The 25,691-nt window shown below is 42.0% G+C and carries 17 protein-coding genes, 9 tRNA genes, 6 rRNA genes and 1 other annotated feature (1 of these 33 only partly in view); all 32 genes read right to left on the reverse strand.

Going from position 1 to position 25,691, the window contains the following annotated elements:
- Positions 1 to 147, reverse strand: coding sequence for a 50S ribosomal protein L33 (gene rpmG / locus BG05_RS29150; RefSeq protein WP_012260172.1), 147 nt, complete (start codon positions 145 to 147; stop codon positions 1 to 3).
- A gap of 128 nt (positions 148 to 275) precedes the next feature.
- Positions 276 to 935: an RNA polymerase factor sigma-70 gene (locus BG05_RS03835; protein WP_002009799.1), complete on the reverse strand. Its 660-nt coding sequence runs from the start codon at positions 933 to 935 to the stop codon at positions 276 to 278.
- Positions 936 to 1,002: 67 nt separating this feature from the next.
- Positions 1,003 to 1,515: an NYN domain-containing protein gene (locus tag BG05_RS03840; protein ID WP_002169327.1), complete on the reverse strand. Its 513-nt coding sequence runs from the start codon at positions 1,513 to 1,515 to the stop codon at positions 1,003 to 1,005.
- A 3-nt stretch (positions 1,516 to 1,518) separates the two neighbouring features.
- Entirely contained in the window at positions 1,519 to 2,262 is a 744-nt protein-coding gene (rlmB, locus tag BG05_RS03845) for a 23S rRNA (guanosine(2251)-2'-O)-methyltransferase RlmB (protein WP_002091503.1), read from the reverse strand.
- A complete protein-coding gene (locus BG05_RS03850; RefSeq protein WP_002063411.1) occupies positions 2,259 to 2,666 on the reverse strand; it encodes a Mini-ribonuclease 3 in 408 nt (135 codons plus the stop codon). The genes rlmB and BG05_RS03850 overlap by 4 nt, the downstream gene beginning before the upstream one ends.
- 2 nt (positions 2,667 to 2,668) lie before the next feature.
- Positions 2,669 to 4,066: a cysteine--tRNA ligase gene (gene cysS / locus BG05_RS03855; RefSeq protein ID WP_002091500.1), complete on the reverse strand. Its 1,398-nt coding sequence runs from the start codon at positions 4,064 to 4,066 to the stop codon at positions 2,669 to 2,671.
- The gene (gene cysE / locus BG05_RS03860; RefSeq protein ID WP_002169329.1) at positions 4,047 to 4,712 is read right to left on the reverse strand and encodes a serine O-acetyltransferase; all 666 of its coding nucleotides are present in this window, start codon (positions 4,710 to 4,712) and stop codon (positions 4,047 to 4,049) included. The genes cysS and cysE overlap by 20 nt, the downstream gene beginning before the upstream one ends.
- 137 nt (positions 4,713 to 4,849) lie before the next feature.
- Positions 4,850 to 5,095: a binding site (T-box leader), on the reverse strand.
- A gap of 47 nt (positions 5,096 to 5,142) precedes the next feature.
- Complete coding sequence (gene gltX, locus BG05_RS03865) at positions 5,143 to 6,600, reverse strand: glutamate--tRNA ligase (RefSeq protein ID WP_002091496.1); 1,458 nt, start codon at positions 6,598 to 6,600, stop codon at positions 5,143 to 5,145.
- Positions 6,601 to 6,689: 89 nt separating this feature from the next.
- On the reverse strand, positions 6,690 to 7,166 hold the full coding sequence (gene ispF, locus BG05_RS03870) for a 2-C-methyl-D-erythritol 2,4-cyclodiphosphate synthase (protein WP_000488386.1): 477 nt from the start codon (positions 7,164 to 7,166) through the stop codon (positions 6,690 to 6,692).
- A 113-nt stretch (positions 7,167 to 7,279) separates the two neighbouring features.
- Entirely contained in the window at positions 7,280 to 7,960 is a 681-nt protein-coding gene (ispD, locus tag BG05_RS03875; protein WP_002009811.1) for a 2-C-methyl-D-erythritol 4-phosphate cytidylyltransferase, read from the reverse strand.
- Positions 7,961 to 7,976: 16 nt separating this feature from the next.
- Entirely contained in the window at positions 7,977 to 9,080 is a 1,104-nt protein-coding gene (locus tag BG05_RS03880) for a PIN/TRAM domain-containing protein (protein WP_002063406.1), read from the reverse strand.
- Positions 9,081 to 9,240: 160 nt separating this feature from the next.
- Positions 9,241 to 10,314, reverse strand: a complete 1,074-nt coding sequence (gene disA, locus BG05_RS03885) for a DNA integrity scanning diadenylate cyclase DisA (RefSeq protein WP_000392162.1) — start codon at positions 10,312 to 10,314, stop codon at positions 9,241 to 9,243.
- 3 nt (positions 10,315 to 10,317) lie between these two features.
- Entirely contained in the window at positions 10,318 to 11,694 is a 1,377-nt protein-coding gene (gene radA, locus BG05_RS03890) for a DNA repair protein RadA (RefSeq protein ID WP_002169331.1), read from the reverse strand.
- 94 nt (positions 11,695 to 11,788) lie between these two features.
- A complete protein-coding gene (gene clpC, locus BG05_RS03895) occupies positions 11,789 to 14,224 on the reverse strand; it encodes an ATP-dependent protease ATP-binding subunit ClpC (RefSeq protein ID WP_002063405.1) in 2,436 nt (811 codons plus the stop codon).
- A gap of 22 nt (positions 14,225 to 14,246) precedes the next feature.
- On the reverse strand, positions 14,247 to 15,311 hold the full coding sequence (locus tag BG05_RS03900) for a protein-arginine kinase McsB (protein ID WP_002169332.1): 1,065 nt from the start codon (positions 15,309 to 15,311) through the stop codon (positions 14,247 to 14,249).
- Positions 15,312 to 15,315: 4 nt separating this feature from the next.
- On the reverse strand, positions 15,316 to 15,864 hold the full coding sequence (locus BG05_RS03905; RefSeq protein WP_002169333.1) for a protein-arginine kinase activator protein McsA: 549 nt from the start codon (positions 15,862 to 15,864) through the stop codon (positions 15,316 to 15,318).
- 169 nt (positions 15,865 to 16,033) lie between these two features.
- Positions 16,034 to 16,495: a transcriptional regulator CtsR gene (ctsR, locus tag BG05_RS03910; RefSeq protein WP_002029353.1), complete on the reverse strand. Its 462-nt coding sequence runs from the start codon at positions 16,493 to 16,495 to the stop codon at positions 16,034 to 16,036.
- 213 nt (positions 16,496 to 16,708) lie between these two features.
- A 5S ribosomal RNA gene (gene rrf / locus BG05_RS03915) occupies positions 16,709 to 16,824 on the reverse strand.
- Positions 16,825 to 16,873: 49 nt separating this feature from the next.
- Positions 16,874 to 19,794, reverse strand: a 23S ribosomal RNA gene (locus BG05_RS03920).
- Between the two features lie 146 nt (positions 19,795 to 19,940).
- Positions 19,941 to 21,492, reverse strand: a 16S ribosomal RNA gene (locus BG05_RS03925).
- A gap of 77 nt (positions 21,493 to 21,569) precedes the next feature.
- Positions 21,570 to 21,645 (reverse strand) — tRNA-Ala (locus BG05_RS03930).
- A gap of 9 nt (positions 21,646 to 21,654) precedes the next feature.
- A tRNA-Pro gene (locus BG05_RS03935) sits at positions 21,655 to 21,728 on the reverse strand.
- Positions 21,729 to 21,735: 7 nt separating this feature from the next.
- Positions 21,736 to 21,809, reverse strand: a tRNA-Arg gene (locus tag BG05_RS03940).
- Positions 21,810 to 21,812: 3 nt separating this feature from the next.
- Positions 21,813 to 21,901 (reverse strand) — tRNA-Leu (locus tag BG05_RS03945).
- Between the two features lie 16 nt (positions 21,902 to 21,917).
- A tRNA-Gly gene (locus tag BG05_RS03950) sits at positions 21,918 to 21,992 on the reverse strand.
- Positions 21,993 to 22,021: 29 nt separating this feature from the next.
- Positions 22,022 to 22,102: transfer RNA gene (locus BG05_RS03955), tRNA-Leu, on the reverse strand.
- A gap of 14 nt (positions 22,103 to 22,116) precedes the next feature.
- A tRNA-Lys gene (locus BG05_RS03960) sits at positions 22,117 to 22,192 on the reverse strand.
- 14 nt (positions 22,193 to 22,206) lie between these two features.
- Positions 22,207 to 22,282 (reverse strand) — tRNA-Thr (locus BG05_RS03965).
- A gap of 4 nt (positions 22,283 to 22,286) precedes the next feature.
- Positions 22,287 to 22,362: transfer RNA gene (locus BG05_RS03970), tRNA-Val, on the reverse strand.
- A gap of 5 nt (positions 22,363 to 22,367) precedes the next feature.
- Positions 22,368 to 22,483 (reverse strand): 5S ribosomal RNA (gene rrf / locus BG05_RS03975).
- A 101-nt stretch (positions 22,484 to 22,584) separates the two neighbouring features.
- A 23S ribosomal RNA gene (locus BG05_RS03980) occupies positions 22,585 to 25,504 on the reverse strand.
- Between the two features lie 146 nt (positions 25,505 to 25,650).
- Positions 25,651 to 25,691 (reverse strand): 16S ribosomal RNA (locus tag BG05_RS03985) (it continues 1,511 nt past the right edge of the window).
- Together the 16S, 23S and 5S rRNA genes with 9 tRNA genes alongside form the textbook arrangement of a ribosomal RNA operon.

A 25,691-nucleotide genomic window follows, 5' to 3' on the forward strand; every position in this document is an offset into this window, starting at 1 on the left:
TTATTTTGTTTCTTTGTGAACTGTATGCTTATTGCATGTTTTACAAAACTTCTTTATCTCAAGTCGCTCTACTGAGCTCGTATCTTTCATCGTAGAGTAGTTTCGATTTTTACACTCTTCACATGAGAGTACAACTTTTTTCCTCATTAGTTACACCAACCTTGTAACATTGTCCCTAAAAATGTATCATACAACAAAAGACAATGTCAATGTCATGACTTTCACTCTCTTAACAAAAAGAAAACAGGTGAATTATTTTACACCTGCGGCACTTGCTATGAATTTAAAGTTGTGCTCTCTCTCATCTCCATATATCTTTCTAATTTCCTTTTTACACGCTGCAATGCGTTATCAATAGATTTCACGTGCCTGTTTAACTGTTCTGAAATTTCTTGATAGGAACGACCATCTAAGTATAAAGAGAGCACTTTTCTTTCTAAATCGCTTAATAATTCAGATATTTTAGATTCTATGTCTGTATATTCTTCCTGACTTATAATCATCTCTTCTGGATCAGTTACTTTCGATTCCGAAATAACATCTAATAATGTTCGATCAGATTCCTCATCGTAAATTGGCTTGTCTAAAGACACATACGAATTTAACGGAATATGTTTTTGCCTTGTTGCTGTTTTAATAGCGGTAATAATTTGTCGAGTGATACACAGTTCAGCAAATGCTTTGAACGAAGACAGCTTGTCCCCTTTATAATCACGAATAGCTTTAAACAATCCAATCATGCCTTCTTGAACAATATCTTCTCGATCGGCACCCACTAAGAAATAAGATCTTGATTTCGCGCGAACAAAGTTCTTATATTTGTGAATTAAATATTCTAGAGCGTCAGTATTACCTTTTCGAACTAACTCAACGATTGCCTCATCCTCTAAATCACGAAATGTAACGTCGCCTACACTTACGAAGCCTGCTTCCACCCTGATCCCTCCGACCGCTATATATTTAGCAATATTATACAGTAAAAAGATAAAGAGCGTCAATGCTTCAACGCTCTCCTCTTCTTAATTTTTCTAATTTTTCTGTAATATCTTCACTAAATATCTTTCGCATGGCGGGTTGCTTTTCTTTCGTGTCTTTTGTACACCTTCTTACTTGTTGTTCCATCGCTTGCACTTCTAACTCTAATTCACGCGCAGATTTTCGAAGTGCACCTTGCGCAAATATAATCCATTGCTCCGTATAATCCGAAGTTGCAACGTATATTTGTGTATTTACATTTCTAAGCTCAATCGCAAGTTGTTCTATCTTTTCATCTGCAGTTTGATTTTTTCTCGTGAATATTACTTCCACCCGTGATTGTTTCATCTTTTTTTCAATACCATAGACTGTATAGGCATCAAAGACAATCATTACCTTTGTGCCTGTATAGCCTTGATAATCCGCCATCTTATCAATAAGTGCGTCTCTTGATGACTGTAAATCTACATCCCGCAGTTTCTTCAAGTCTCCCCAAGCCCCGATAATGTTGTAACCGTCAACGATTAAAATATCGTTCATTTTTTATTTACCAATTTCGTGACGTTTACGATATACCTCATACATTAACAAACTTGCGGCTACTGAAGCATTTAAGGATGTAACTTTACCGACCATCGGTAAAGTAATTAGGAAATCACACTTTTCACCAATAATACGACTCATACCTTTTCCTTCACTACCAATTACTAGTCCGATTGGCATATTACCATCTAAATTACGATAATCTGTTTTCCCTTTGGCATCTGTACCAGCAATCCAAAGTCCACGTTCTTTTAATTCATCAATTGTACGCGATAAGTTTGTTACACGTGCAACAGGAATATATTCAATTGCCCCAGTCGACGCTTTCGCAACTGACGCTGTAAGCCCCACCGCTCTTCTTTTTGGAATAATAACCCCATGAGCCCCTGTTGCATCCGCAGTACGCATAATAGAGCCTAAGTTATGTGGGTCTTCAATTTCATCTAAAATTAAGAAGAACGGATCTTCATTGCGTTTTTCTGCTAATTTAAACAAATCCTCTAACTCAGCATATTGATATGCAGCTACTTGAGCAATTACACCTTGATGATTACCCTCAACCAATTGATCTAATTTCTTCTTTGGTGCGTGTTGCAAGATAACCTTATTCTCTTTTGCTAATGCTAGTACAATTTGCACTTGTCCTTTGGCAGCACCTTCCGCTACCAAAATTTTATTAATATCTCGCCCCGCTCTTAAAGCTTCAATTACAGGGTTACGTCCGATAATATATTCACTACTCATGATGATGTGCTCCCTTCCTTTTCTTCCAAAACGTCAATCGCCTTATATACAATCTCGTCCAATCTTTCACGATTATTCAACAAGTGATGATAACCGATTAGCGCTTCAAAGGCTGTACTGTGTCGATATGTTTGTACATCTGTATTTTTTGGAACAGTACCCGAATTCGCATTACGCCCTCTTCTTAATACCGCCTCTTCCTCTTCTGTCAAAAATGCCGTTTCTAATAAATGATAAACAACTTTCGCCTGTGCTTTTGCCGAAACAAAGCTCGTCCCTAAGCGATGTAATTGATTAGGGCGAACTTTCCCCTTTTGAAGGAGGTGATAGCGGATATATTGCTCATATACCGCATCACCCATATATGCTAAAGCTAAGCTGTTTAATTGCTTTGCATCAATCATTCTTATCCTCTTTTCCATCTTGTACCTTGAGCGGTATCTTCTAAAATAATATTACGTCCTTTTAAATCATCGCGAATTTGATCAGATAGTGCGAAGTCACGATTTTGACGAGCTTCAATACGCTTTTGGATTAGTGCTTCAATTTCTTCATCAAGCAACTCTTCTTGCGCTAATTCTAATCCTAAAATACTAAATAATGTTTCAAGTTGTTTTACATACGCTTCAATTACAACTTTAGAAGTATGTTCTTCTAACAAATATTGATTTGCGTGATTTGCTACGTTATATAATTCAGTAATCGCATTAGCCGTATTGAAATCATCATCCATCGCTTCTTCGAATGCAACCTGGAACTTTTCCATTTCAGCTAACCATTTTTCATTATGGTCCGTTAAATCCGTACTACTTTCCATACGATGCTTTAAGTTACCGTAAGCTGTTTTAATTCTTTCTAGTCCATTATTAGTACTTTGCAATAAATCCTCGCTAAAGTTAATTGGGTGACGGTAATGTACCGATAGCATAAAGAACCTGATTAACTGTGGATCATATTGTTTAATGATATCGTGAACTAAAATGAAGTTTCCAAGCGACTTAGACATCTTCTCGTTATTAATATTAATATATCCGTTATGCATCCAATAACGTGCAAATGTTTTTCCTGTCAACGCCTCAGACTGCGCAATTTCATTTTCATGATGAGGAAACGCTAAATCTTGACCACCAGCATGAATATCAATTGTATCCCCTAAATATTTACGCGCCATTGCTGAGCATTCAATATGCCACCCTGGGCGTCCTTTCCCCCAAGGGCTTTCCCAGAAGATTTCCCCTTCTTTCGCAGCTTTCCATAAAGCAAAATCAAGAGGGTCTTGTTTCTTTTCTCCTACTTCAATACGTGCACCGTGACGTAAGTCTGCAATCGGTTGATGTGATAATTTACCGTAACCTTCGAATTCTTTCGTTTTAAAGTACACATCACCTTCTGATTCATATGCATACCCTTTATTCACAAGTTCTTGAATAAATTCAATAATGATATCCATATTTTCCGTTACACGTGGATGAACCGTTGCATGTTTGCAACCTAGTGCCGTTACATCTTCAAAGTAAGCTTCAACAAAACGATCTGCAATTGTTGGCACATCTTCACCTAATTCGTTTGCCGCCTTAATTAATTTATCATCCACGTCAGTAAAGTTAGATACATACTGCACATCATATCCTTTATATTCTAAGTAACGGCGTACTGTATCAAACACCATAGGTGGTCTTGCATTCCCAATGTGAATGTAGTTATACACTGTAGGTCCGCACACATACATCTTTACCTTATTTTCTTCTAATGGCATAAACTCTTCTTTTTGACGCGTTAACGTATTATAAATGTGAATAGTCATTTTTATCCTTCCTTCCTACCTTTACTTCGAGTTGCTTTCTCAATTTATCAAGTTCTACTTCCATAACCTTTAATTTATCAAAAATCGGATCCGGAAGATCAGAATGATTTAATTCTTGACCAATCTTTACTCCATTTTGAATAACGACTCGGCCAGGTATACCTACAACTGTAGAATGCGCAGGAACTTCCTTTAACACGACAGATCCTGCTCCAATTTTAGAATTCTCTCCAATAGTAATAGATCCTAGTACTTTAGCACCTGTTGCAATTAATACATTATCCTGAATTGTAGGGTGCCTCTTTCCTTTTTCTTTACCTGTACCACCTAATGTGACACCTTGATAAATTGTTACGTTTTCGCCAATTTCACACGTTTCTCCAATTACAACCCCCATTCCATGATCAATGAAAAAACGACGACCAATAGTTGCTCCTGGATGAATCTCAATGCCAGTAAAAAAACGACTAACTTGCGAAATCCAACGTGCCATAAAGAAAAAATCCCTTTTATAAAAAGCATGTGCAATTCGATGGGCCCAAACTGCATGTAATCCAGAGTAAGTTAAAATGACTTCGAAATAACTTCTTGCCGCTGGATCCTGTTCAAAAACGACTTCAATATCTTCCCGAAGCCTCTTAAACATCGATGTTCCCTCCCCTTTATGGGCTGCTTTTTTCGAGTGAACTAACTCCCCACTTCCCCCTAAATCTTTATACAAGGGGATAAAACTTATACTCACACCATTTACATGGTATAAAAAAAAGACGCCTCTGTCATATAGACAGAGACGCCTTTTAAGCGCGGTTCCACTCTGTTTAGGCTAAAGAAGCCTCAAACTCATCCATGATAACGGTTTACACCGCTTCTGTTTACTTTGCGCCCTAAGACGTTCCGCGAAATACTTCGCTGTTCAACAGAAGACTCGAAGGGGCATTTCAAAAATCCGCTTATAAACCACTTCCAGCCTAAGGGTGGTTCTCTCTGTAAAAAGCCTGATTTTCTACTTCTCCTTCTCGTCGCTTTTCCTTATTAGATTTTAGATATACTTATTATATTGCTAAACCTAGAAAATGTTAACCAATTACTTTTTGAATACGATTTAAAACTTTTTCTTTTCCAAGAAGAGCAATAGCGTTAGGAAGCTCTGGACCATGTGTTTGTCCAGTAGTAGCAACACGGATTGGCATAAATAGGTTTTTACCTTTATGTCCTGTTTCTTTTTGAACTGCTTTAATAGCCGCCTTAACTGCCGCTGGCTCCATTGCTTCTAAAGCTTCTAATTGATCGGCAAATGCACGAAGTACTTCAGGTACTTGTTCACCTTTCAATACTTCTTGTCCCTCTTCTTCATGATCAACATGATCTTTAAAGAACATTTCAGAAAGCTCTACAATTTCAGCTCCAAAGCTCATTTGGTCATGATATAAAGCAATTACATCACGAACCCACGCTTGTTCTTGTTCGCTTAAGTTTTCACCTACGCGACCCGCCTTCACTAAATGCGGTAAGCTTAGTTCAACAACCGTATCTAAATCTTGTTTTTTCATATATTGGTTGTTCATCCATTTTAGTTTTTGGGAATCAAATAATGCAGGTGATTTTGATAAACGAGCTGCATCAAACATTTTGATAAACTCATCTTGAGAGAAGACTTCTTCTTCACCTACTGGTGACCAACCTAGTAATGCAATAAAGTTAAAGATTGCTTCTGGAAGATATCCAAGCTCTTTATATTGCTCAATAAATTGAATAATAGATTCGTCACGCTTACTTAGCTTTTTACGGCTTTCGTTTACAATTAAAGTCATATGACCGAACTTCGGGATATCCCAACCGAAAGCTTCATAAATCATCATTTGTTTTGGCGTGTTTGAAATATGATCATCACCACGAAGTACGTGTGTAATCTCCATTAAGTGATCATCTACCGCTACCGCAAAGTTATAAGTTGGAATTCCATCTTTTTTCACGATAACGAAATCACCAAAATCATTTGAATGGAATGCAACTTCATCTTTTACGAGATCTTTAAACGTGTAGTCGCTATCAGCCGGCACACGGAAGCGAATACTTGGAATACGGCCTTCAGCCTCAAATCCTTTAATTTGCTCCTCAGTTAAATCACGGTGGTTTCCTGCATAACGCGGTGTTTCACCACGAGCGATTTGACCTTCACGCTCTGCTTCTAGCTCTTCTTCTGTCATATAACATTTGTAAGCTAAATCACGCTCTAATAAATCTTTATATAATTTTTTATAAATATCTAAACGCTCTGTTTGACGATATGGTCCAAATTCACCACCAACATCAACACCTTCATCCCAGTCCATACCGAGCCATTTCAAGTATTTTAATTGGCTTTCTTCTCCACCAGCAACATTACGTTTCACATCAGTATCTTCAATACGAATAATAAACTTACCATCTTGATGACGAGCAAATAAATAATTAAATAATGCCGTACGCGCATTTCCGATATGTAAGTGTCCTGTTGGACTTGGCGCATAGCGCACTCTCACTTGCTTTTCCATAGTTGGTACACCTTCCAATCTTAATGTCAACACATTCTATAATTGTACACCAAAAAAACGTGATTATCCATCTTACGAATTAAAAACCACTATTTTTTCTGTAATAAAACAACCGCTTGAGAAGCAATCCCTTCTTCTCTACCTGTAAATCCTAATTTTTCTGTTGTTGTTGCCTTTACATTAATATTATCAATAGACGTTTCTAATAGTTCACTAATGCGTTTACGCATGCTTTCAATATGCGGTGCCATTTTTGGCTTTTGGGCAATAATTGTACAATCTAGGTTCCCTAGCTCATAACCTTGTTCACGCACAAATTCCCAAACCTTTTGTAACAATACAGCTGAATCCGCATCTTTAAAGGCAGGATCTGTATCGGGAAAATGTTTTCCAATATCTCCTGCTGCAATTGCTCCTAGACATGCGTCAGCAATCGTATGTAACAATACATCTGCATCCGAGTGACCGATTAATCCTTTTTCATGAGGAATTGTAATTCCACCGATAATTAACGGTCTACCTTCCGCAAATTCATGTACATCAAAACCTTGTCCAATTCGAAACATTCTTTACATCCTCCTCAATCTAAACTACTTTATGAATTCTATATTATATTGCTATCTCTATAAAGAAAAGCCCGGCAACTGCCGAGCTTTTCTTTACTATAATACCATCACTTCTATTTTTTCTGAACATGAAGGAAACTTTCAGCAATTAGTAAATCCTCTGGAGTCGTCACTTTAATATTATAGTAACTCCCCTCTACTACGCCTACTTTCTTCCCTACACGTTCTACGAGACTCGCGTCATCTGTACCAAGAAAACAACTTTGCTTTGCACTTCTATGAGCTTCTAATAAAAGAGGAACAGAAAATCCTTGCGGTGTTTGAACCGCTTTAAGCTGAGAACGTTCTACCGTTTCAACAACAACACCCTGTTCTACTTTCTTAATGGTATCCTTCACTGGCACCGCACAAATGGAAGCACCATATTTCTCTGCTGCAGTTAATACATCTTGCATCATCTTATTCGTTACGAACGGGCGCGCACCATCGTGTACGAGAACATATTCAACACCACTCACATACTGAAGCGCATTATACACACTATCTTGTCTTTCGGCCCCGCCTTGAATAAATTGCACCTGCTTTTCAACCGGGTACTTCTGCATTAACTCCTCAAAATAAGGGCGTTCCTCTTCGTTAATTGCCATGATAATACGTTTACATGCTTTATCTTTTTCAAAAGCACGTAATGTATGCACAATGATAGGTACTCCATTTATAAGTAAGAACAACTTGTTTTTGCCAGCACCCATCCGTTTCCCTTGACCCGCTGCTGGAATAATTAACGTATACATATTAATAATCCTCTACTTATAATGCTTTTTCTAATAATTTACGTTTTGCGAAAATCATACGACCTGCCGATGTTTGCAACACACTTGTAACTAGTACATTAAGTTGCGAACCGACATATTCTCTACCGTCTTCTACTACAATCATCGTGCCATCATCTAAATATGCCACACCTTGATTTTGTTCTTTACCATCTTTCACAACATAAACACTTAATTCTTCGCCAGGGAGTACGACTGGTTTAATTGCATTTGCTAAATCGTTAATGTTTAATACTGTTACTCCTTGTAATTCAGAAACTTTGTTTAAGTTGAAATCATTTGTTACAACAGTTCCACCAGTGATTTTAGCTAACTTTACAAGCTTGCTATCCACCTCTTGGATATCCTCAAAATCGCCTTCATAAATTTCCACCGGAATTGGTAGCTCTTTTTGAATACGATTTAAAATGTCTAATCCTCTGCGACCACGATTACGCTTCAAAGCATCAGAAGAATCGGCAATATGCTGAAGCTCTTCTAATACGAATTGTGGAATCACAATTGTTCCTTCTAAAAACTTCGTTTGGCAAATATCCGCAATACGTCCATCAATAATTACGCTTGTATCGAGAATTTTCCAATGAGTTGTAGATTTTTCTACCTCTACCTCTTCGTTCTCGCTATTGTTTTTCTTCTTACCTCCACGCTGGGGTAATGTAAATAATCCTAGCAATTCATTTCTCTTTTTAAATCCTACTTGGAATCCTAAATAACCAAGTAAAAGAGTAAAGAACACTTGTAATACTGTACTAATGACTGGAATCGTAAATTCACGAATTGGTATCAAAATTAAATATGCAACAATAAGACCAGAGATCAACCCTAATGTACCAAATAAAACATCCGCTACCGGTGCCTTTACAAGGGCTTCTTCGATATGTTTAATAAGTTGAACAATATAATCCACAAGCCAAAATGTTGTTAAAAATAAAATAATTGCACCAATAATTGCACGAACGTACGATCCCTCAAGCAAAGGAACAGCACCAACGTCCAATACATTAATAACTTTTGGGATTAGAAAAATCCCTAACGCTCCCCCGATCACTAAAAAGAAGAGCTGTACGATCCTTTTTAACATCCAACCACCTCCTACTCATTATTAACCATTGTTTTGCTAATCAAAACGCCGAATGCAAAAGCGGACGTGTTTTTTTGTAAATAGTTTTATTTACCAATATACCATATCATATAACAAAAATGTTCTAGTGTCGTTATATTATGGAATCAATGTAATATTCTTAATTGTGTCTACTCATATAGAGATGCTCTTGAATTCTTTTTAGGCCCTCTCGTATTTTCTTCGCCCTAACTTCCCCAATTCCTTCCACATCATCCAATTCATTAATAGTTGCACGACAAACACCTTGCAATGTTTTAAATCGATTAATTAAATTTTCAATGATAAGTGGTGGAACACGAGAAATTTTGCTTGCGATTCGGTATCCCCTCGGTGTCACGCTTTCTTCTAAGCTCATTTGCCCTGGATAGCCGAGCAATTTAACTAAATCGCTATCCTCTAAAAGCTGTGTATTTGCAAGATCTTGTAACTTTTTCAAAATTTGATGGTGATCCTGCGTTTTTTCTTGATAATAATCCTTAATTAATAACGCTGCCTCTGCTTCTAAGTCGGCTAGTAATTCTGTAAGTTGTAAACGAATTAATCTTCCTTCCGTTCCTAACTCATGAATGTAGCTCACTATTTCATTTTTAATACGCAGTACCATTTCAACACTATGTAAAACGTGAACTACCTCGGACATTGTAACGACCTCTTCAAATTCTAGAATGCCCAAATTCGTAATCCCATCATTCCATACAGCTTTATATTTTTCTAACGTTTGAATAGCTTGGTTTGCCTTTGTTAAAATTACACCTATATCTTTTAGTGTATAACGTAAGTTCCCTTGATATAGTGTAATTACGTTACGTCTTTGTGAAATAGCCACAACAAGGCTAGCCGTCTGCTTTGCTACACGCTCTGCCGTTCGGTGACGCATACCTGTTTCAATAGAATCAATGGATGGATCTGGAACTAATTGTGCATTTGCAATTAAAATTTTGCTCCCAGTTTCATTTAAAATAAGTGCCCCATCCATTTTTGCTAATTCATATAAACTAGCCGGCGAGAATGCACAATTAATGTGAAATCCTCCATCAACAATACTTTTAATCTGCTCATTATACCCAAGAACAATTAGCCCTCCAGTTTGCGCACGAAGTACGTTATCTATCCCTTCGCGTAGTGGTGTTCCTGGGGCAACAAGCTGTAGAATATTAATCATACTTTTGACACGTTGCTTGTTTTCCTCCATAGCCTAGCCTCCTAATGTCAAACGAAGCGCTTCTCCTAAATTAGAAACACCTACTACCTCAATCCCATCTGGAATTGTCCATCCTCCCAAATTTTTTCTAGGAATAATAGCACGTTGAAATCCTAATTTCGCTGCTTCTTGTACACGTTGTTCAATTCTTGATACTCTTCTTATTTCTCCAGTTAGGCCTACTTCTCCTATTACCGCATCGGCTGGTGCAGTAGCTTTATCTCTGAAACTTGAAGCAATACTTAAGGCGACAGCTAAATCGATTGCTGGTTCATCTAATTTCAAGCCACCCGCAACTTTTAAATATGCGTCTTGATTTTGCAACAATAAACCTGTTCTTTTTTCTAGCACTGCCATAATAAGTGAAACGCGGTTATGATCAATTCCCGTCGCCATTCTTCGAGGATTTCCAAAACTGGTAGGGGAGATTAATGCTTGTATTTCTACTAAAACCGGCCTTGTTCCTTCCATTGAAGCAACCACTGTGGATCCTGCAACTCCAACTGGACGTTCCTCAAGGAAAATTTCAGAAGGATTTAGTACTTCTGCAAGACCTAGTTCCTTCATTTCAAAGATACCCATTTCATTTGTGGAACCAAAACGGTTCTTCACAGCTCGCAAAATACGATATGTATGGTGACGATCTCCTTCAAAGTAAAGAACTGCATCAACCATATGTTCTAGCATACGTGGTCCTGCAATTGCCCCTTCTTTTGTCACATGTCCGACGATAAAAATAGGAATCCCTTTCGTCTTTGCAAGTTTCATTAATTCCGCTGTACATTCACGTACTTGCGTTACACTCCCTGGGGCTGACGTCACTTCAGGTAAATGTATCGTCTGGATGGAGTCAATAACAACAAAAGCTGGATTCATCTCCTCAATGTGCGCTGCAATTCTCTGTAAATCAGTCTCTGCTACAACAAATAGATTACTACCCTTTACATGCAAACGATCTGCACGAAGTTTGATCTGCTTTGCTGACTCCTCACCTGATATGTATAGTACATCATATAAAGAATCTGCTAATTGCGATGAAATTTGTAATAACAATGTTGATTTCCCAATCCCAGGGTCTCCACCAATAAGTACTAAAGATCCATCTACAATCCCGCCACCAAGTACACGGTTAAACTCTTGAAATTTCGTTTCAATACGCGCCTCAGACTTTGTTTCTACCTCTGTTAAGCGTCTTGGTTTTGTTACTTCTGATTGAATTGCATTGGCATAATTAAGGCGTCTTGATGATACAACTGGTTCCATCTCTTCAACAAGCGTATTCCATTGACCACATCCTGGACATTTCCCCATATATTTTGGCGACTGATAACCACATTCTTGACATGTAAATTTTGTTTTCTTTTTAGCCATATCTTTTATAGTTCACTTCACTTTCATCTACAAACGTTTATCCTTCTCGTACAAGAAAGAGGGCTATCGCGTAGCCCTCTTTGTTTGTCTATACTTATTTTACCTTTTCCGCACTATGAATGACAAATGATTCTCCTTCTATATCAAAGATAACTTTTTGTCCTTTCTCAATAGCACCTTTTAACAGTTCTTCTGATAGTCTATCTTCTACATGTTTTTGAATTGCTCTACGAAGCGGACGAGCACCGTACTCTCGATCAAATCCTTTATCAGCAATTGCTGAAATTGCTCCTTCTGTTAAATGCAATTCAATCTCTTGTTCTTTTAAGCGATTCACTAACTGATTCACCATAAGAGTTACAATTTCTTGAATATGTTTTTTCTCAAGCATATGGAACACGATAATTTCATCAATACGGTTTAAGAATTCTGGACGAAATGCTTTTTTCAATTCATCCATTACTTTACCTTTCATATCTGAATAATCGCGGCTCTCATCTTGTACGTTAAATCCAAGATGTTTATTACGTTTTAATGCGTCTGCACCAACATTAGACGTCATAATAACAATTGTATTACGGAAATCAACTGTACGTCCTTTAGAATCTGTTAAACGGCCATCTTCTAATACTTGTAGTAAAATATTAAACACATCAGGATGAGCTTTCTCTACTTCATCTAATAAGACAACTGAATATGGCTTACGACGAACTTTCTCTGTTAATTGTCCACCTTCTTCATATCCAACATATCCTGGAGGAGATCCAACTAAACGAGAAGTAGAATGCTTTTCCATGTACTCAGACATATCGATGCGGATCATTGCATCCTCATCACCGAACATAGATTCCGCTAATGCCCTTGCTAGTTCTGTTTTACCTACACCAGTAGGTCCTAGGAAAATAAATGAGCCAATTGGACGTTTCGGATCTTTTAATCCCGCTCTCGCACGACGAACAGCTTTTGCCACAGCTACAACTGCTTCATCCTGCCCAATTAAACGATCATGTAAAATTGATTCCAAGTTTAATAATTTATCTGTCTCTGTTTGTGCAAGTTTAGAAACTGGAATACGCGTCCATGTGGAAACGACATTTGCAATATCTTCTACTGTTACTTCTGAGTTTTCTTGTCCTTGTTTCTCTTTCCACTGACGCTTTGTATCTTCTAACTTTTCACGCAAACGTTGTTCCATATCACGTAAGGAAGCAGCTTTTTCAAATTCTTGGCTTTGTACAGCTGCATCTTTTTCTTTTCTAATTTCCTCAAGCTTCACTTCAAGCTCTTTTAAGTTTGGCGGTGTTGTATAAGAACGTAAGCGCACTTTTGATGCAGCCTCATCAATTAAATCGATTGCTTTATCAGGTAAAAAACGGTCTGTAATGTAACGATCTGAAAGTTTTACAGCCGCATCGATTGCATCATCTGTAATAGATACGCGGTGATGCGCCTCATAACGGTCACGTAAACCTTTTAAAATCTGAACTGATTCTTCTAAGTTTGGTTCATCAACATGAATTGGTTGGAAACGTCTTTCTAATGCCGCATCCTTTTCAATATATTTACGATATTCGTCTAAAGTTGTTGCACCAATACATTGTAATTCACCACGTGCTAAAGATGGTTTTAAAATATTCGATGCATCAATTGCACCTTCCGCCCCTCCTGCACCAATTAACGTATGAAGCTCATCAATAAATAGAATGATGTTACCAGCTTGGCGAATCTCATCCATCACTTTCTTTAAACGATCCTCAAATTCACCACGATATTTTGTTCCAGCAACAACTGTACCCATATCTAATGTCATAACACGCTTATCTCTTAAAGTTTCAGGAACTTCATTATTTACAATTTGCTGTGCTAATCCTTCCGCAATTGCTGTCTTACCTACACCAGGTTCTCCAATTAATACTGGATTGTTTTTTGTTCTACGGCTTAACACTTCAATTACACGTTGAATTTCTTTACTACGTCCAATAACAGGATCTAAACGATTTTCACGTGCAACAACTGTTAAATCACGTGCTAGACTGTCAAGTGTAGGTGTATTCGCATTTGTTGATGAACCACCCTGGTGACCTGAACTAGCTTCATTACTTCCAAGGAGTTGTAACACTTGTTGTCTTGCTTTATTTAGGCTTACACCTAAATTATTTAAAACGCGTGCTGCTACACCTTCACCTTCACGGATTAAACCAAGTAAAATATGTTCTGTTCCAACGTAGGAATGACCTAGCTTACGAGCTTCGTCCATAGACAACTCAATAACTTTTTTAGCACGAGGTGTGTAATGTACTGTTTGAGAAGCTTCCGTTCCACGTCCAATTAATGCTTCTACCTCTTTTTGAACTTTCTCTGGACTTAATCCAAGAGCAATTAACGCTTTTGCTGCAATTCCTTCACCTTCGCGTACAAGCCCAAGTAAAATATGTTCTGTTCCAATATTATTATGCCCAATGCGAATTGCTTCCTCTTGAGATAAAGCTAATACTTTCTGTGCTCGTTCTGTAAATCTTCCAAACATCATAGAAATCGCCTCCTACTTGCGCTTAATTTTGTTCAATTCGTAATCGCTCACGGATTAAGGTTGCTCTTCGATAATCTCTTTCTTCTGGTCCTAAAGGTCCTCCTGCATATTGTTGCAAAATGCCTGGCTGAGTAAGAACCATTAACTCAGTTAAAATATTTCTCGATATACCTTGTATATATCCTAAGTCAATACCAAGCCGTACATCTGATAAGCAAGTGGCTGCTTCTGCAGATTGAATTAAACGACTGTTAGCTAGTATTCCGTAAGAACGATATACCTTATCTTCAAGCTCAATGCTTGAATTTTGTACAATTAATTCTCTAGCCGTTTTTTCTTGATGGATGATTTGTTGAATGACACTCTTTAAATCTGCAATAATATCTTCTTCTGATTTCCCTAGTGTCATTTGATTTGACACTTGAAATATATTACCTAACGCTTCGCTACCTTCACCGTATATTCCTCTTACTACTAACCCTAATTTTTGAATTACTTGTATAATACGGTTAATTCTTTTCGTTAAAACCAGTCCCGGCAAATGAATCATTACCGAAGCCCTTAATCCTGTACCGACGTTAGTGGGACAACTCGTAATATATCCAAGCGATTCATCAAAAGCATATTCAACCTGCTCCTCGATCCAATTATCTATTTGATTGGCACTTTGAAGCGCCTCTGATAACTGTAAACCTGAAAATAGGCACTGGATCCTAACATGATCCTCTTCATTAAGCATGATACTTATATGTTCACTTTCTGATAGTAGGCATGCTCCGTATTCTGTTCCTGCAAGATTTGGACTAATTAAATGCTTCTCAACTAAAACTCTCCTTTGAAGAGGATTTAATTCATTCATTTTTAATAGTTCAAACTCCCCAAAAGGTTCTACAGGTTTTTTTATAAACTTCTTCTTAAATAACTCATGAATCTGCTTAGCTTCTTCCTCGTTTTGCATAGTAGAGAATTGATATTTTTTAAAATTACGAGCCAAACGAATTCGACTACTTAAAACAATATCAGAATCAGGGCCATCTCCCTTCATCCATGGACTAATCGCTTCATTCATGATTCTGTCCAGTGACATAGAACTATTCCCCCTCTCTATGCTCACTAAGCTGATTTACAAGACCTCGAATTTTATCTCGTACTTCAGCCGCTTTCTCAAATTCCTCTTTCTGTACATATTGTTTCAGATTGAGTTTTAGTTCATCTAATTCTTTCTTTAAGTAGATATTTCCTTCTATACGTTCAGGAATTTTTCCACAATGATCCGTATGCCCACCGTGAAGACGTTTTAACAATGGTTTTAAATGCCCCTTAAATGTATCGTAACAAGAAGCACATCCAAAGCGTCCCACTTTTGTAAATTGTTCATATGTCATCTTACAATTCGGACATCTTGATATATTTGTATTTGAAAATGCATCTTGCCCTTCTTCAAACATTACTGGTTCACTATGCAATAATCCGGCTAATAGGTCATGGAATGAAAAATTAGACTGCGGTGATTGAAAGAAAGACGTATAGCCACTTTGTTCTGCACATTGCTCGCAAAGATGAACTTCCGCCTTTTTTCCGTTGATTACTTTTGTATAATGTAAAGTTGCTGGTCTTATATTACAGTTTTGACAAGTCATCGCTATCCCCCACCTTTACAACAGGAACGATCTATCTCATGATACTTTTCATACATTACTAGATTGTTCTCTTTCCTTAATCCATTTAGTAAAAGCACATGTCATCTTTCAAAATCCCTACAATATTAAACTGCATTATCTTAGCTATCATTCTTAACAAAAGTTATATTTATTTATATTTCAGTGTTCTTAACATTGCGCATAATATTCGAGCCCTAAGTTCATCTCGAGAAGGAACATCCATTAATAATACAGAACGATCTAGTACGCTTAACATAAGTTTAGCTTCACGATTTGTTATAATTCCTTCTTCTATTAAACGTATAATCATACTTTCAGCATTTCCTTGTGCAACGCTATGATCAATCATATGAAGCATTTGATCAATAATGTCTATATCATCATGCAGTTTGACTTTTATAATGCGAATGTAACCTCCTCCACCTCGTTTACTTTCTACTACAAATCCTCTTTCTAACGTAAAACGGGTATTGATTACATAGTTGATTTGAGACGGCACACAATCGAATCGATCAGCGACCTCATTCCTCTTGATTTCAATCGCATTATTATTGCTTAAGTCAATAACTTGCTTTAGATATTTCTCAATGATATCAGATATATTTCTCATTTATCCGCCACCTTTATTGACTTTGACTATCTTTGACTTTAATTATATACGTATTAAAAAAATTTGCAACTCTTTTGCTTATTCACTATCCTAGCCACATTTCCCTGTCTTTAATCAAAAGGACGATTCTTTAAGTAAAGATTTTTTAAATTACTATGAATTGTAAAAAGAAACACAAAAAAACACAAGTCAAAAGACTTGTGTTTTTATCTTGCTTGGCGACGTCCTACTCTCACAGGGACAAGGTCCCAACTACCATCGGCGCTAGAGAGCTTAACTTCCGTGTTCGGTATGGGAACGGGTGTGACCTCTCTGCCATCATCACCAAACTATGAAGGTATATTCCTTCAAAACTAGATAACATTTGCTTCATATTATATGGTTAAGTCCTCGATCTATTAGTATTCGTCAGCTCCACATGTCACCATGCTTCCACCTCGAACCTATCAACCTGATCATCTTTCAGGGATCTTACTAGCTTACGCTATGGGAAATCTCATCTTGAGGGGGGGCTTCATGCTTAGATGCTTTCAGCACTTATCCCTTCCGCACATAGCTACCCAGCTATGCCCTTGGCAGAACAACTGGTACACCAGCGGTGCGTCCATCCCGGTCCTCTCGTACTAAGGACAGCTCCTCTCAAATTTCCTGCGCCCACGACGGATAGGGACCGAACTGTCTCACGACGTTCTGAACCCAGCTCGCGTACCGCTTTAATGGGCGAACAGCCCAACCCTTGGGACCGACTACAGCCCCAGGATGCGATGAGCCGACATCGAGGTGCCAAACCTCCCCGTCGATGTGGACTCTTGGGGGAGATAAGCCTGTTATCCCCGGGGTAGCTTTTATCCGTTGAGCGATGGCCCTTCCATGCGGAACCACCGGATCACTAAGCCCGACTTTCGTCCCTGCTCGACTTGTAGGTCTCGCAGTCAAGCTCCCTTATGCCTTTGCACTCTACGAATGATTTCCAACCATTCTGAGGGAACCTTTGGGCGCCTCCGTTACACTTTAGGAGGCGACCGCCCCAGTCAAACTGCCCACCTGACACTGTCTCCCGGGTCGATGAGACCCGTAGGTTAGAATTTCAATACAGTCAGGGCGGTATCCCACCAGCGCCTCCACCGAAGCTAGCGCTCCGGTTTCAATGGCTCCCGCCTATCCTGTACAAACTGTACCAAAATTCAATATCAGGCTACAGTAAAGCTCCACGGGGTCTTTCCGTCCTGTCGCGGGTAACCTGCATCTTCACAGGTACTATAATTTCACCGAGTCTCTGGTTGAGACAGTGCCCAAATCGTTACACCTTTCGTGCGGGTCGGAACTTACCCGACAAGGAATTTCGCTACCTTAGGACCGTTATAGTTACGGCCGCCGTTTACTGGGGCTTCAGTTCAGAGCTTCGCTTACGCTAACCCCTCTCCTTAACCTTCCAGCACCGGGCAGGTGTCAGCCCCTATACTTCGCCTTACGGCTTCGCAGAGACCTGTGTTTTTGCTAAACAGTCGCTTGGGCCTATTCACTGCGGCTTTCCGTTAAGAAAGCACCCCTTCTCCCGAAGTTACGGGGTCATTTTGCCGAGTTCCTTAACCAGAGTTCTCTCGCACACCTTAGGATTCTCTCCTCGCCTACCTGTGTCGGTTTGCGGTACAGGCACCTTTTATCTCGCTAGAAGCTTTTCTTGGCAGCGGGGAATCAAAGACTTCGCTCCATAAGGAGCTTCCCCATCACAGCTCAGCCTTCACGATAAGCGGATTTGCCTACTTATCAGCCTAACTGCTTGGACGTGCACAACCAATCGCACGCTTCTTCTATCCTTCTGCGTCCCTCCATTGCTCAAACGATAAAGAGGTGGTACAGGAATATCAACCTGTTGTCCATCGCCTACGCCTGTCGGCCTCGGCTTAGGTCCTGACTAACCCTGAGCGGACGAGCCTTCCTCAGGAAACCTTAGGCATTCGGTGGACGGGATTCTCACCCGTCTTTCGCTACTCATACCGGCATTCTCACTTCTAAGCGCTCCACCAGTCCTTCCGGTCTGACTTCACTGCACTTAGAACGCTCCCCTACCACTGATACCATTGGTATCAATTCGCAGCTTCGGTGGTGTATTTAGCCCCGGTACATTTTCGGCGCAGAGTCACTCGACTAGTGAGCTATTACGCACTCTTTAAATGGTGGCTGCTTCTGAGCCAACATCCTAGTTGTCTAAGCAACTCCACATCCTTTTCCACTTAATACACACTTTGGGACCTTAGCTGGCGATCTGGGCTGTTTCCCTCTTGACTACGGATCTTATCACTCGCAGTCTGACTCCTAAGGATAAGTCATTGGCATTCGGAGTTTGACTGAATTCGGTAATCCGATGAGGACCCCTAGTTCAATCAGTGCTCTACCTCCAAGACTCTTACACTTAAGGCTAGCCCTAAAGCTATTTCGGGGAGAACCAGCTATCTCCAGGTTCGATTGGAATTTCTCCGCTACCCACACCTCATCCCCGCACTTTCAACGTGCGTGGGTTCGGCCTCCATTCAGTGTTACCTGAACTTCACCCTGGACATGGGTAGATCACCTGGTTTCGGGTCTACGACCACGTACTAAACGCCCTATTCAGACTCGCTTTCGCTGCGGCTCCGCCTCTTCAGCTTAACCTCGCACGGGATCGTAACTCGCCGGTTCATTCTACAAAAGGCACGCCATCACCCATTAACGGGCTCTGACTATTTGTAGGCACACGGTTTCAGGATCTCTTTCACTCCCCTTCCGGGGTGCTTTTCACCTTTCCCTCACGGTACTGGTTCACTATCGATCACTAGGGAGTATTTAGCCTTGGGAGATGGTCCTCCCAGATTCCGACGGAATTTCACGTGTTCCGCCGTACTCAGGATACATTCAAGAGAGAACGAAGTTTCGACTACGGGGTTGTTACCCTCTGTGACGGACCTTTCCAGGTCGCTTCGTCTACCTCGTTCCTTTGTAACTCCGTATAGAATGTCCTACAACCCCAAGAGGCAAGCCTCTTGGTTTGGGCTAGATTCCGTTTCGCTCGCCGCTACTCAGGAAATCGCATTTGCTTTCTCTTCCTCCAGGTACTTAGATGTTTCAGTTCCCTGGGTCTGTCTTCCATACCCTATGTATTCAGGTAAGGATACCATACCATTACGTATAGTGGGTTTCCCCATTCGGAAATCTTCGGATCAAAGCTTACTTACAGCTCCCCGAAGCATATCGGCGTTAGTCCCGTCCTTCATCGACTCCTAGTGTCAAGGCATCCACCGTGCGCCCTTTCTAACTTAACCAAACTAAAATTAAAAAAATATGAGCTACACTGTTATCTAGTTTTCAAAGAACATACATTTAAACTTGAGAGATAGTTCTCTCAAAACTGAACGAAACAAAACAAGTCAACGTTTATTGATGAACTGCGTTCATCAATTCTCCATAGAAAGGAGGTGATCCAGCCGCACCTTCCGATACGGCTACCTTGTTACGACTTCACCCCAATCATCTGTCCCACCTTAGGCGGCTGGCTCCATAAAGGTTACCCCACCGACTTCGGGTGTTACAAACTCTCGTGGTGTGACGGGCGGTGTGTACAAGGCCCGGGAACGTATTCACCGCGGCATGCTGATCCGCGATTACTAGCGATTCCAGCTTCATGTAGGCGAGTTGCAGCCTACAATCCGAACTGAGAACGGTTTTATGAGATTAGCTCCACCTCGCGGTCTTGCAGCTCTTTGTACCGTCCATTGTAGCACGTGTGTAGCCCAGGTCATAAGGGGCATGATGATTTGACGTCATCCCCACCTTCCTCCGGTTTGTCACCGGCAGTCACCTTAGAGTGCCCAACTTAATGATGGCAACTAAGATCAAGGGTTGCGCTCGTTGCGGGACTTAACCCAACATCTCACGACACGAGCTGACGACAACCATGCACCACCTGTCACTCTGCTCCCGAAGGAGAAGCTCTATCTCTAGAGTTTTCAGAGGATGTCAAGACCTGGTAAGGTTCTTCGCGTTGCTTCGAATTAAACCACATGCTCCACCGCTTGTGCGGGCCCCCGTCAATTCCTTTGAGTTTCAGCCTTGCGGCCGTACTCCCCAGGCGGAGTGCTTAATGCGTTAACTTCAGCACTAAAGGGCGGAAACCCTCTAACACTTAGCACTCATCGTTTACGGCGTGGACTACCAGGGTATCTAATCCTGTTTGCTCCCCACGCTTTCGCGCCTCAGTGTCAGTTACAGACCAGAAAGTCGCCTTCGCCACTGGTGTTCCTCCATATCTCTACGCATTTCACCGCTACACATGGAATTCCACTTTCCTCTTCTGCACTCAAGTCTCCCAGTTTCCAATGACCCTCCACGGTTGAGCCGTGGGCTTTCACATCAGACTTAAGAAACCACCTGCGCGCGCTTTACGCCCAATAATTCCGGATAACGCTTGCCACCTACGTATTACCGCGGCTGCTGGCACGTAGTTAGCCGTGGCTTTCTGGTTAGGTACCGTCAAGGTGCCAGCTTATTCAACTAGCACTTGTTCTTCCCTAACAACAGAGTTTTACGACCCGAAAGCCTTCATCACTCACGCGGCGTTGCTCCGTCAGACTTTCGTCCATTGCGGAAGATTCCCTACTGCTGCCTCCCGTAGGAGTCTGGGCCGTGTCTCAGTCCCAGTGTGGCCGATCACCCTCTCAGGTCGGCTACGCATCGTCGCCTTGGTGAGCCGTTACCTCACCAACTAGCTAATGCGACGCGGGTCCATCCATAAGTGACAGCCGAAGCCGCCTTTCAATTTCGAACTATGCAGTTCAAAATATTATCCGGTATTAGCCCCGGTTTCCCGGAGTTATCCCAGTCTTATGGGTAGGTTACCCACGTGTTACTCACCCGTCCGCCGCTAACTTCATAAGAGCAAGCTCTTAATCCATTCGCTCGACTTGCATGTATTAGGCACGCCGCCAGCGTTCATCCTGAGCCAGGATCAAACTCTCCAATAAAGTTAGTTTGTCTAGCATCTAAAAATAAAAATTGACGTTCACGTTGTTTGTTTCGTTCAGTTTTCAAAGAACTTTTTTGGTGGAGCCTAGCGGGATCGAACCGCTGACCTCCTGCGTGCAAGGCAGGCGCTCTCCCAGCTGAGCTAAGGCCCCAAACAAGTATCGGGAAGACAGGATTTGAACCTGCGACCCCCTGGTCCCAAACCAGGTGCTCTACCAAGCTGAGCCACTTCCCGAAAAAAACGCGCCCGAGAGGAGTCGAACCCCTAACCTCTTGATCCGTAGTCAAACGCTCTATCCAATTGAGCTACGGGCGCATATGGTGCCGAGGGCGGGGGTCGAACCCGCACGGTGGTCACCCACCGCAGGATTTTAAGTCCTGTGCGTCTGCCTGTTCCGCCACCCCGGCATGTCATACTGAAAATTGGAGCGGAAGACGGGATTCGAACCCGCGACCCCAACCTTGGCAAGGTTGTATTCTACCACTGAACTACTTCCGCAAGACATGTTTGAGTTATTTTATTAAAAGTGCGGGTGAAGGGAGTCGAACCCCCACGCCAAAGGCGCTAGATCCTAAGTCTAGTGCGTCTGCCAATTCCGCCACACCCGCATATTTCATTAAAATGGTGAGCCATGAAGGATTCGAACCTTCGACCCTCTGATTAAAAGTCAGATGCTCTACCAACTGAGCTAATGGCTCGTACAATTAAAAACTGGTGCCGACTAGAGGACTTGAACCCCCAACCTACTGATTACAAGTCAGTTGCTCTACCAATTGAGCTAAGTCGGCTAAATGGTGGAGGATGACGGGATCGAACCGCCGACCCCCTGCTTGTAAGGCAGGTGCTCTCCCAGCTGAGCTAATCCTCCGAATTGCCTGGCAACGTCCTACTCTCACAGGGACAAGGTCCCAACTACCATCGGCGCTAGAGAGCTTAACTTCCGTGTTCGGTATGGGAACGGGTGTGGCCTCTCTGCCATCATTACCAGACTATATTCATTTAAGACAAGAATTATTATAACTCATTAACTTTTGAAAGTCAACAAGTTTTTTATATTCTTTCAAAACTAGATAACATTGCTTCATATTATATGGTTAAGTCCTCGATCTATTAGTATTCGTCAGCTCCACATGTCACCATGCTTCCACCTCGAACCTATCAACCTGATCATCTTTCAGGGATCTTACTAGCTTACGCTATGGGAAATCTCATCTTGAGGGGGGCTTCATGCTTAGATGCTTTCAGCACTTATCCCTTCCGCACATAGCTACCCAGCTATGCCCTTGGCAGAACAACTGGTACACCAGCGGTGCGTCCATCCCGGTCCTCTCGTACTAAGGACAGCTCCTCTCAAATTTCCTGCGCCCACGACGGATAGGGACCGAACTGTCTCACGACGTTCTGAACCCAGCTCGCGTACCGCTTTAATGGGCGAACAGCCCAACCCTTGGGACCGACTACAGCCCCAGGATGCGATAAGCCGACATCGAGGTGCCAAACCTCCCCGTCGATGTGGACTCTTGGGGGAGATAAGCCTGTTATCCCCGGGGTAGCTTTTATCCGTTGAGCGATGGCCCTTCCATGCGGAACCACCGGATCACTAAGCCCGACTTTCGTCCCTGCTCGACTTGTAGGTCTCGCAGTCAAGCTCCCTTATGCCTTTGCACTCTACGAATGATTTCCAACCATTCTGAGGGAACCTTTGGGCGCCTCCGTTACACTTTAGGAGGCGACCGCCCCAGTCAAACTGCCCACCTGACACTGTCTCCCGGGTCGATGAGACCCGTAGGTTAGAATTTCAATACAGTCAGGGCGGTATCCCACCAGCGCCTCCACCGAAGCTAGCGCTCCGGTTTCAATGGCTCCCGCCTATCCTGTACAAACTGTACCAAAATTCAATATCAGGCTACAGTAAAGCTCCACGGGGTCTTTCCGTCCTGTCGCGGGTAACCTGCATCTTCACAGGTACTATAATTTCACCGAGTCTCTGGTTGAGACAGTGCCCAAATCGTTACACCTTTCGTGCGGGTCGGAACTTACCCGACAAGGAATTTCGCTACCTTAGGACCGTTATAGTTACGGCCGCCGTTTACTGGGGCTTCAGTTCAGAGCTTCGCTTACGCTAACCCCTCTCCTTAACCTTCCAGCACCGGGCAGGTGTCAGCCCCTATACTTCGCCTTACGGCTTCGCAGAGACCTGTGTTTTTGCTAAACAGTCGCTTGGGCCTATTCACTGCGGCTTTCCGTTAAGAAAGCACCCCTTCTCCCGAAGTTACGGGGTCATTTTGCCGAGTTCCTTAACCAGAGTTCTCTCGCACACCTTAGGATTCTCTCCTCGCCTACCTGTGTCGGTTTGCGGTACAGGCACCTTTATCTCGCTAGAAGCTTTTCTTGGCAGCGGGGAATCAAAGACTTCGCTCCATAAGGAGCTTCCCCATCACAGCTCAGCCTTCACGATAAGCGGATTTGCCTACTTATCAGCCTAACTGCTTGGACGTGCACAACCAATCGCACGCTTCTCTATCCTTCTGCGTCCCTCCATTGCTCAAACGATAAAGAGGTGGTACAGGAATATCAACCTGTTGTCCATCGCCTACGCCTGTCGGCCTCGGCTTAGGTCTGACTAACCCTGAGCGGACGAGCCTTCCTCAGGAAACCTTAGGCATTCGGTGGACGGGATTCTCACCCGTCTTTCGCTACTCATACCGGCATTCTCACTTCTAAGCGCTTCCACCAGTCCTTCCGGTCTGACTTCACTGCACTTAGAACGCTCCCCTACCACTGATACCATTGGTATCAATTCGCAGCTTCGGTGGTGTATTTAGCCCCGGTACATTTTTGGCGCAGAGTCACTCGACTAGTGAGCTATTACGCACTCTTTAAATGGTGGCTGCTTCTGAGCCAACATCCTAGTTGTCTAAGCAACTCCACATCCTTTTCCACTTAATACACACTTTGGGACCTTAGCTGGCGATCTGGGCTGTTTCCCTCTTGACTACGGATCTTATCACTCGCAGTCTGACTCCTAAGGATTAGTCATTGGCATTCGGAGTTTGACTGAATTCGGTAATCCGATGAGGACCCCTAGTTCAATCAGTGCTCTACCTCCAAGACTCTTACACTTAAGGCTAGCCCTAAAGCTATTTCGGGGAGAACCAGCTATCTCCAGGTTCGATTGGAATTTCTCCGCTACCCACACCTCATCCCCGCACTTTTCAACGTGCGTGGTTCGGGCCTCCATTCAGTGTTACCTGAACTTCACCCTGGACATGGGTAGATCACCTGGTTTCGGGTCTACGACCACGTACTAAACGCCCTATTCAGACTCGCTTTCGCTGCGGCTCCGCCTCTTCAGCTTAACCTCGCACGGGACTCGTAACTCGCCGGTTCATTCTACAAAAGGCACGCCATCACCCATTAACGGGCTCTGACTATTTGTAGGCACACGGTTTCAGGATCTCTTTCACTCCCCTTCCGGGGTGCTTTTCACCTTTCCCTCACGGTACTGGTTCACTATCGATCACTAGGGAGTATTTAGCCTTGGGAGATGGTCCTCCCAGATTCCGACGGAATTTCACGTGTTCCGCCGTACTCAGGATACATTCAAGGGAGAACGAAGTTTCGACTACGGGGTTGTTACCCTCTGTGACGGACCTTTCCAGGTCGCTTCGTCTACCTCGTTCCTTTGTAACTCCGTATAGAATGTCCTACAACCCCAAGAGGCAAGCCTCTTGGTTTGGGCTAGATTCCGTTTCGCTCGCCGCTACTCAGGAAATCGCATTTGCTTTCTCTTCCTCCAGGTACTTAGATGTTTCAGTTCCCTGGGTCTGTCTTCCATACCCTATGTATTCAGGTAAGGATACCATACCATTACGTATAGTGGGTTTCCCCATTCGGAAATCTTCGGATCAAAGCTTACTTACAGCTCCCCGAAGCATATCGGCGTTAGTCCCGTCCTTCATCGACTCCTAGTGTCAAGGCATCCACCGTGCGCCCTTTCTAACTTAACCAAACTAAAATTAAAAAAATATGAGCTACACTGTTATCTAGTTTTCAAAGAACATACATTTAAACTTGAGAGATAGTTCTCTCAAAACTGAACGAAACAAAACAAGTCAACGTTTATTGATGAACTGCGTTCATCAATTCTCCATAGAAAGGAGGTGATCCAGCCGCACCTTCCGATACGGCTACCTT

Source organism: Bacillus mycoides (assembly GCF_000832605.1).
Classification (GTDB): Bacteria; Bacillota; Bacilli; order Bacillales; family Bacillaceae_G; genus Bacillus_A; species Bacillus_A mycoides.

What these genes read in the sequence shown, in the direction of transcription:
- ctsR (WP_002029353.1), bottom strand. Translation starts at nt 16,495, where the DNA reads ATGAGAAATATATCTGATATCATTGAGAAATATCTAAAGCAAGTTATT.
- ispD (WP_002009811.1), bottom strand. Translation starts at nt 7,960, where the DNA reads ATGTATACGTTAATTATTCCAGCAGCGGGTCAAGGGAAACGGATGGGT.
- clpC (WP_002063405.1), bottom strand. Translation starts at nt 14,224, where the DNA reads ATGATGTTTGGAAGATTTACAGAACGAGCACAGAAAGTATTAGCTTTA.
- BG05_RS03905 (WP_002169333.1), bottom strand. Translation starts at nt 15,864, where the DNA reads ATGACTTGTCAAAACTGTAATATAAGACCAGCAACTTTACATTATACA.
- cysE (WP_002169329.1), bottom strand. Translation starts at nt 4,712, where the DNA reads ATGTTTAAGAGGCTTCGGGAAGATATTGAAGTCGTTTTTGAACAGGAT.
- BG05_RS03840 (WP_002169327.1), bottom strand. Translation starts at nt 1,515, where the DNA reads ATGAACGATATTTTAATCGTTGACGGTTACAACATTATCGGGGCTTGG.
- BG05_RS03880 (WP_002063406.1), bottom strand. Translation starts at nt 9,080, where the DNA reads ATGTTAAAAAGGATCGTACAGCTCTTCTTTTTAGTGATCGGGGGAGCG.
- BG05_RS03900 (WP_002169332.1), bottom strand. Translation starts at nt 15,311, where the DNA reads ATGTCACTGGACAGAATCATGAATGAAGCGATTAGTCCATGGATGAAG.
- radA (WP_002169331.1), bottom strand. Translation starts at nt 11,694, where the DNA reads ATGGCTAAAAAGAAAACAAAATTTACATGTCAAGAATGTGGTTATCAG.
- rpmG (WP_012260172.1), bottom strand. Translation starts at nt 147, where the DNA reads ATGAGGAAAAAAGTTGTACTCTCATGTGAAGAGTGTAAAAATCGAAAC.
- ispF (WP_000488386.1), bottom strand. Translation starts at nt 7,166, where the DNA reads ATGTTTCGAATTGGACAAGGTTTTGATGTACATGAATTTGCGGAAGGT.
- disA (WP_000392162.1), bottom strand. Translation starts at nt 10,314, where the DNA reads ATGGAGGAAAACAAGCAACGTGTCAAAAGTATGATTAATATTCTACAG.
- cysS (WP_002091500.1), bottom strand. Translation starts at nt 4,066, where the DNA reads ATGACTATTCACATTTATAATACGTTAACGCGTCAAAAAGAAGAGTTT.
- rlmB (WP_002091503.1), bottom strand. Translation starts at nt 2,262, where the DNA reads ATGAGTAGTGAATATATTATCGGACGTAACCCTGTAATTGAAGCTTTA.
- BG05_RS03850 (WP_002063411.1), bottom strand. Translation starts at nt 2,666, where the DNA reads ATGATTGATGCAAAGCAATTAAACAGCTTAGCTTTAGCATATATGGGT.
- gltX (WP_002091496.1), bottom strand. Translation starts at nt 6,600, where the DNA reads ATGGAAAAGCAAGTGAGAGTGCGCTATGCGCCAAGTCCAACAGGACAC.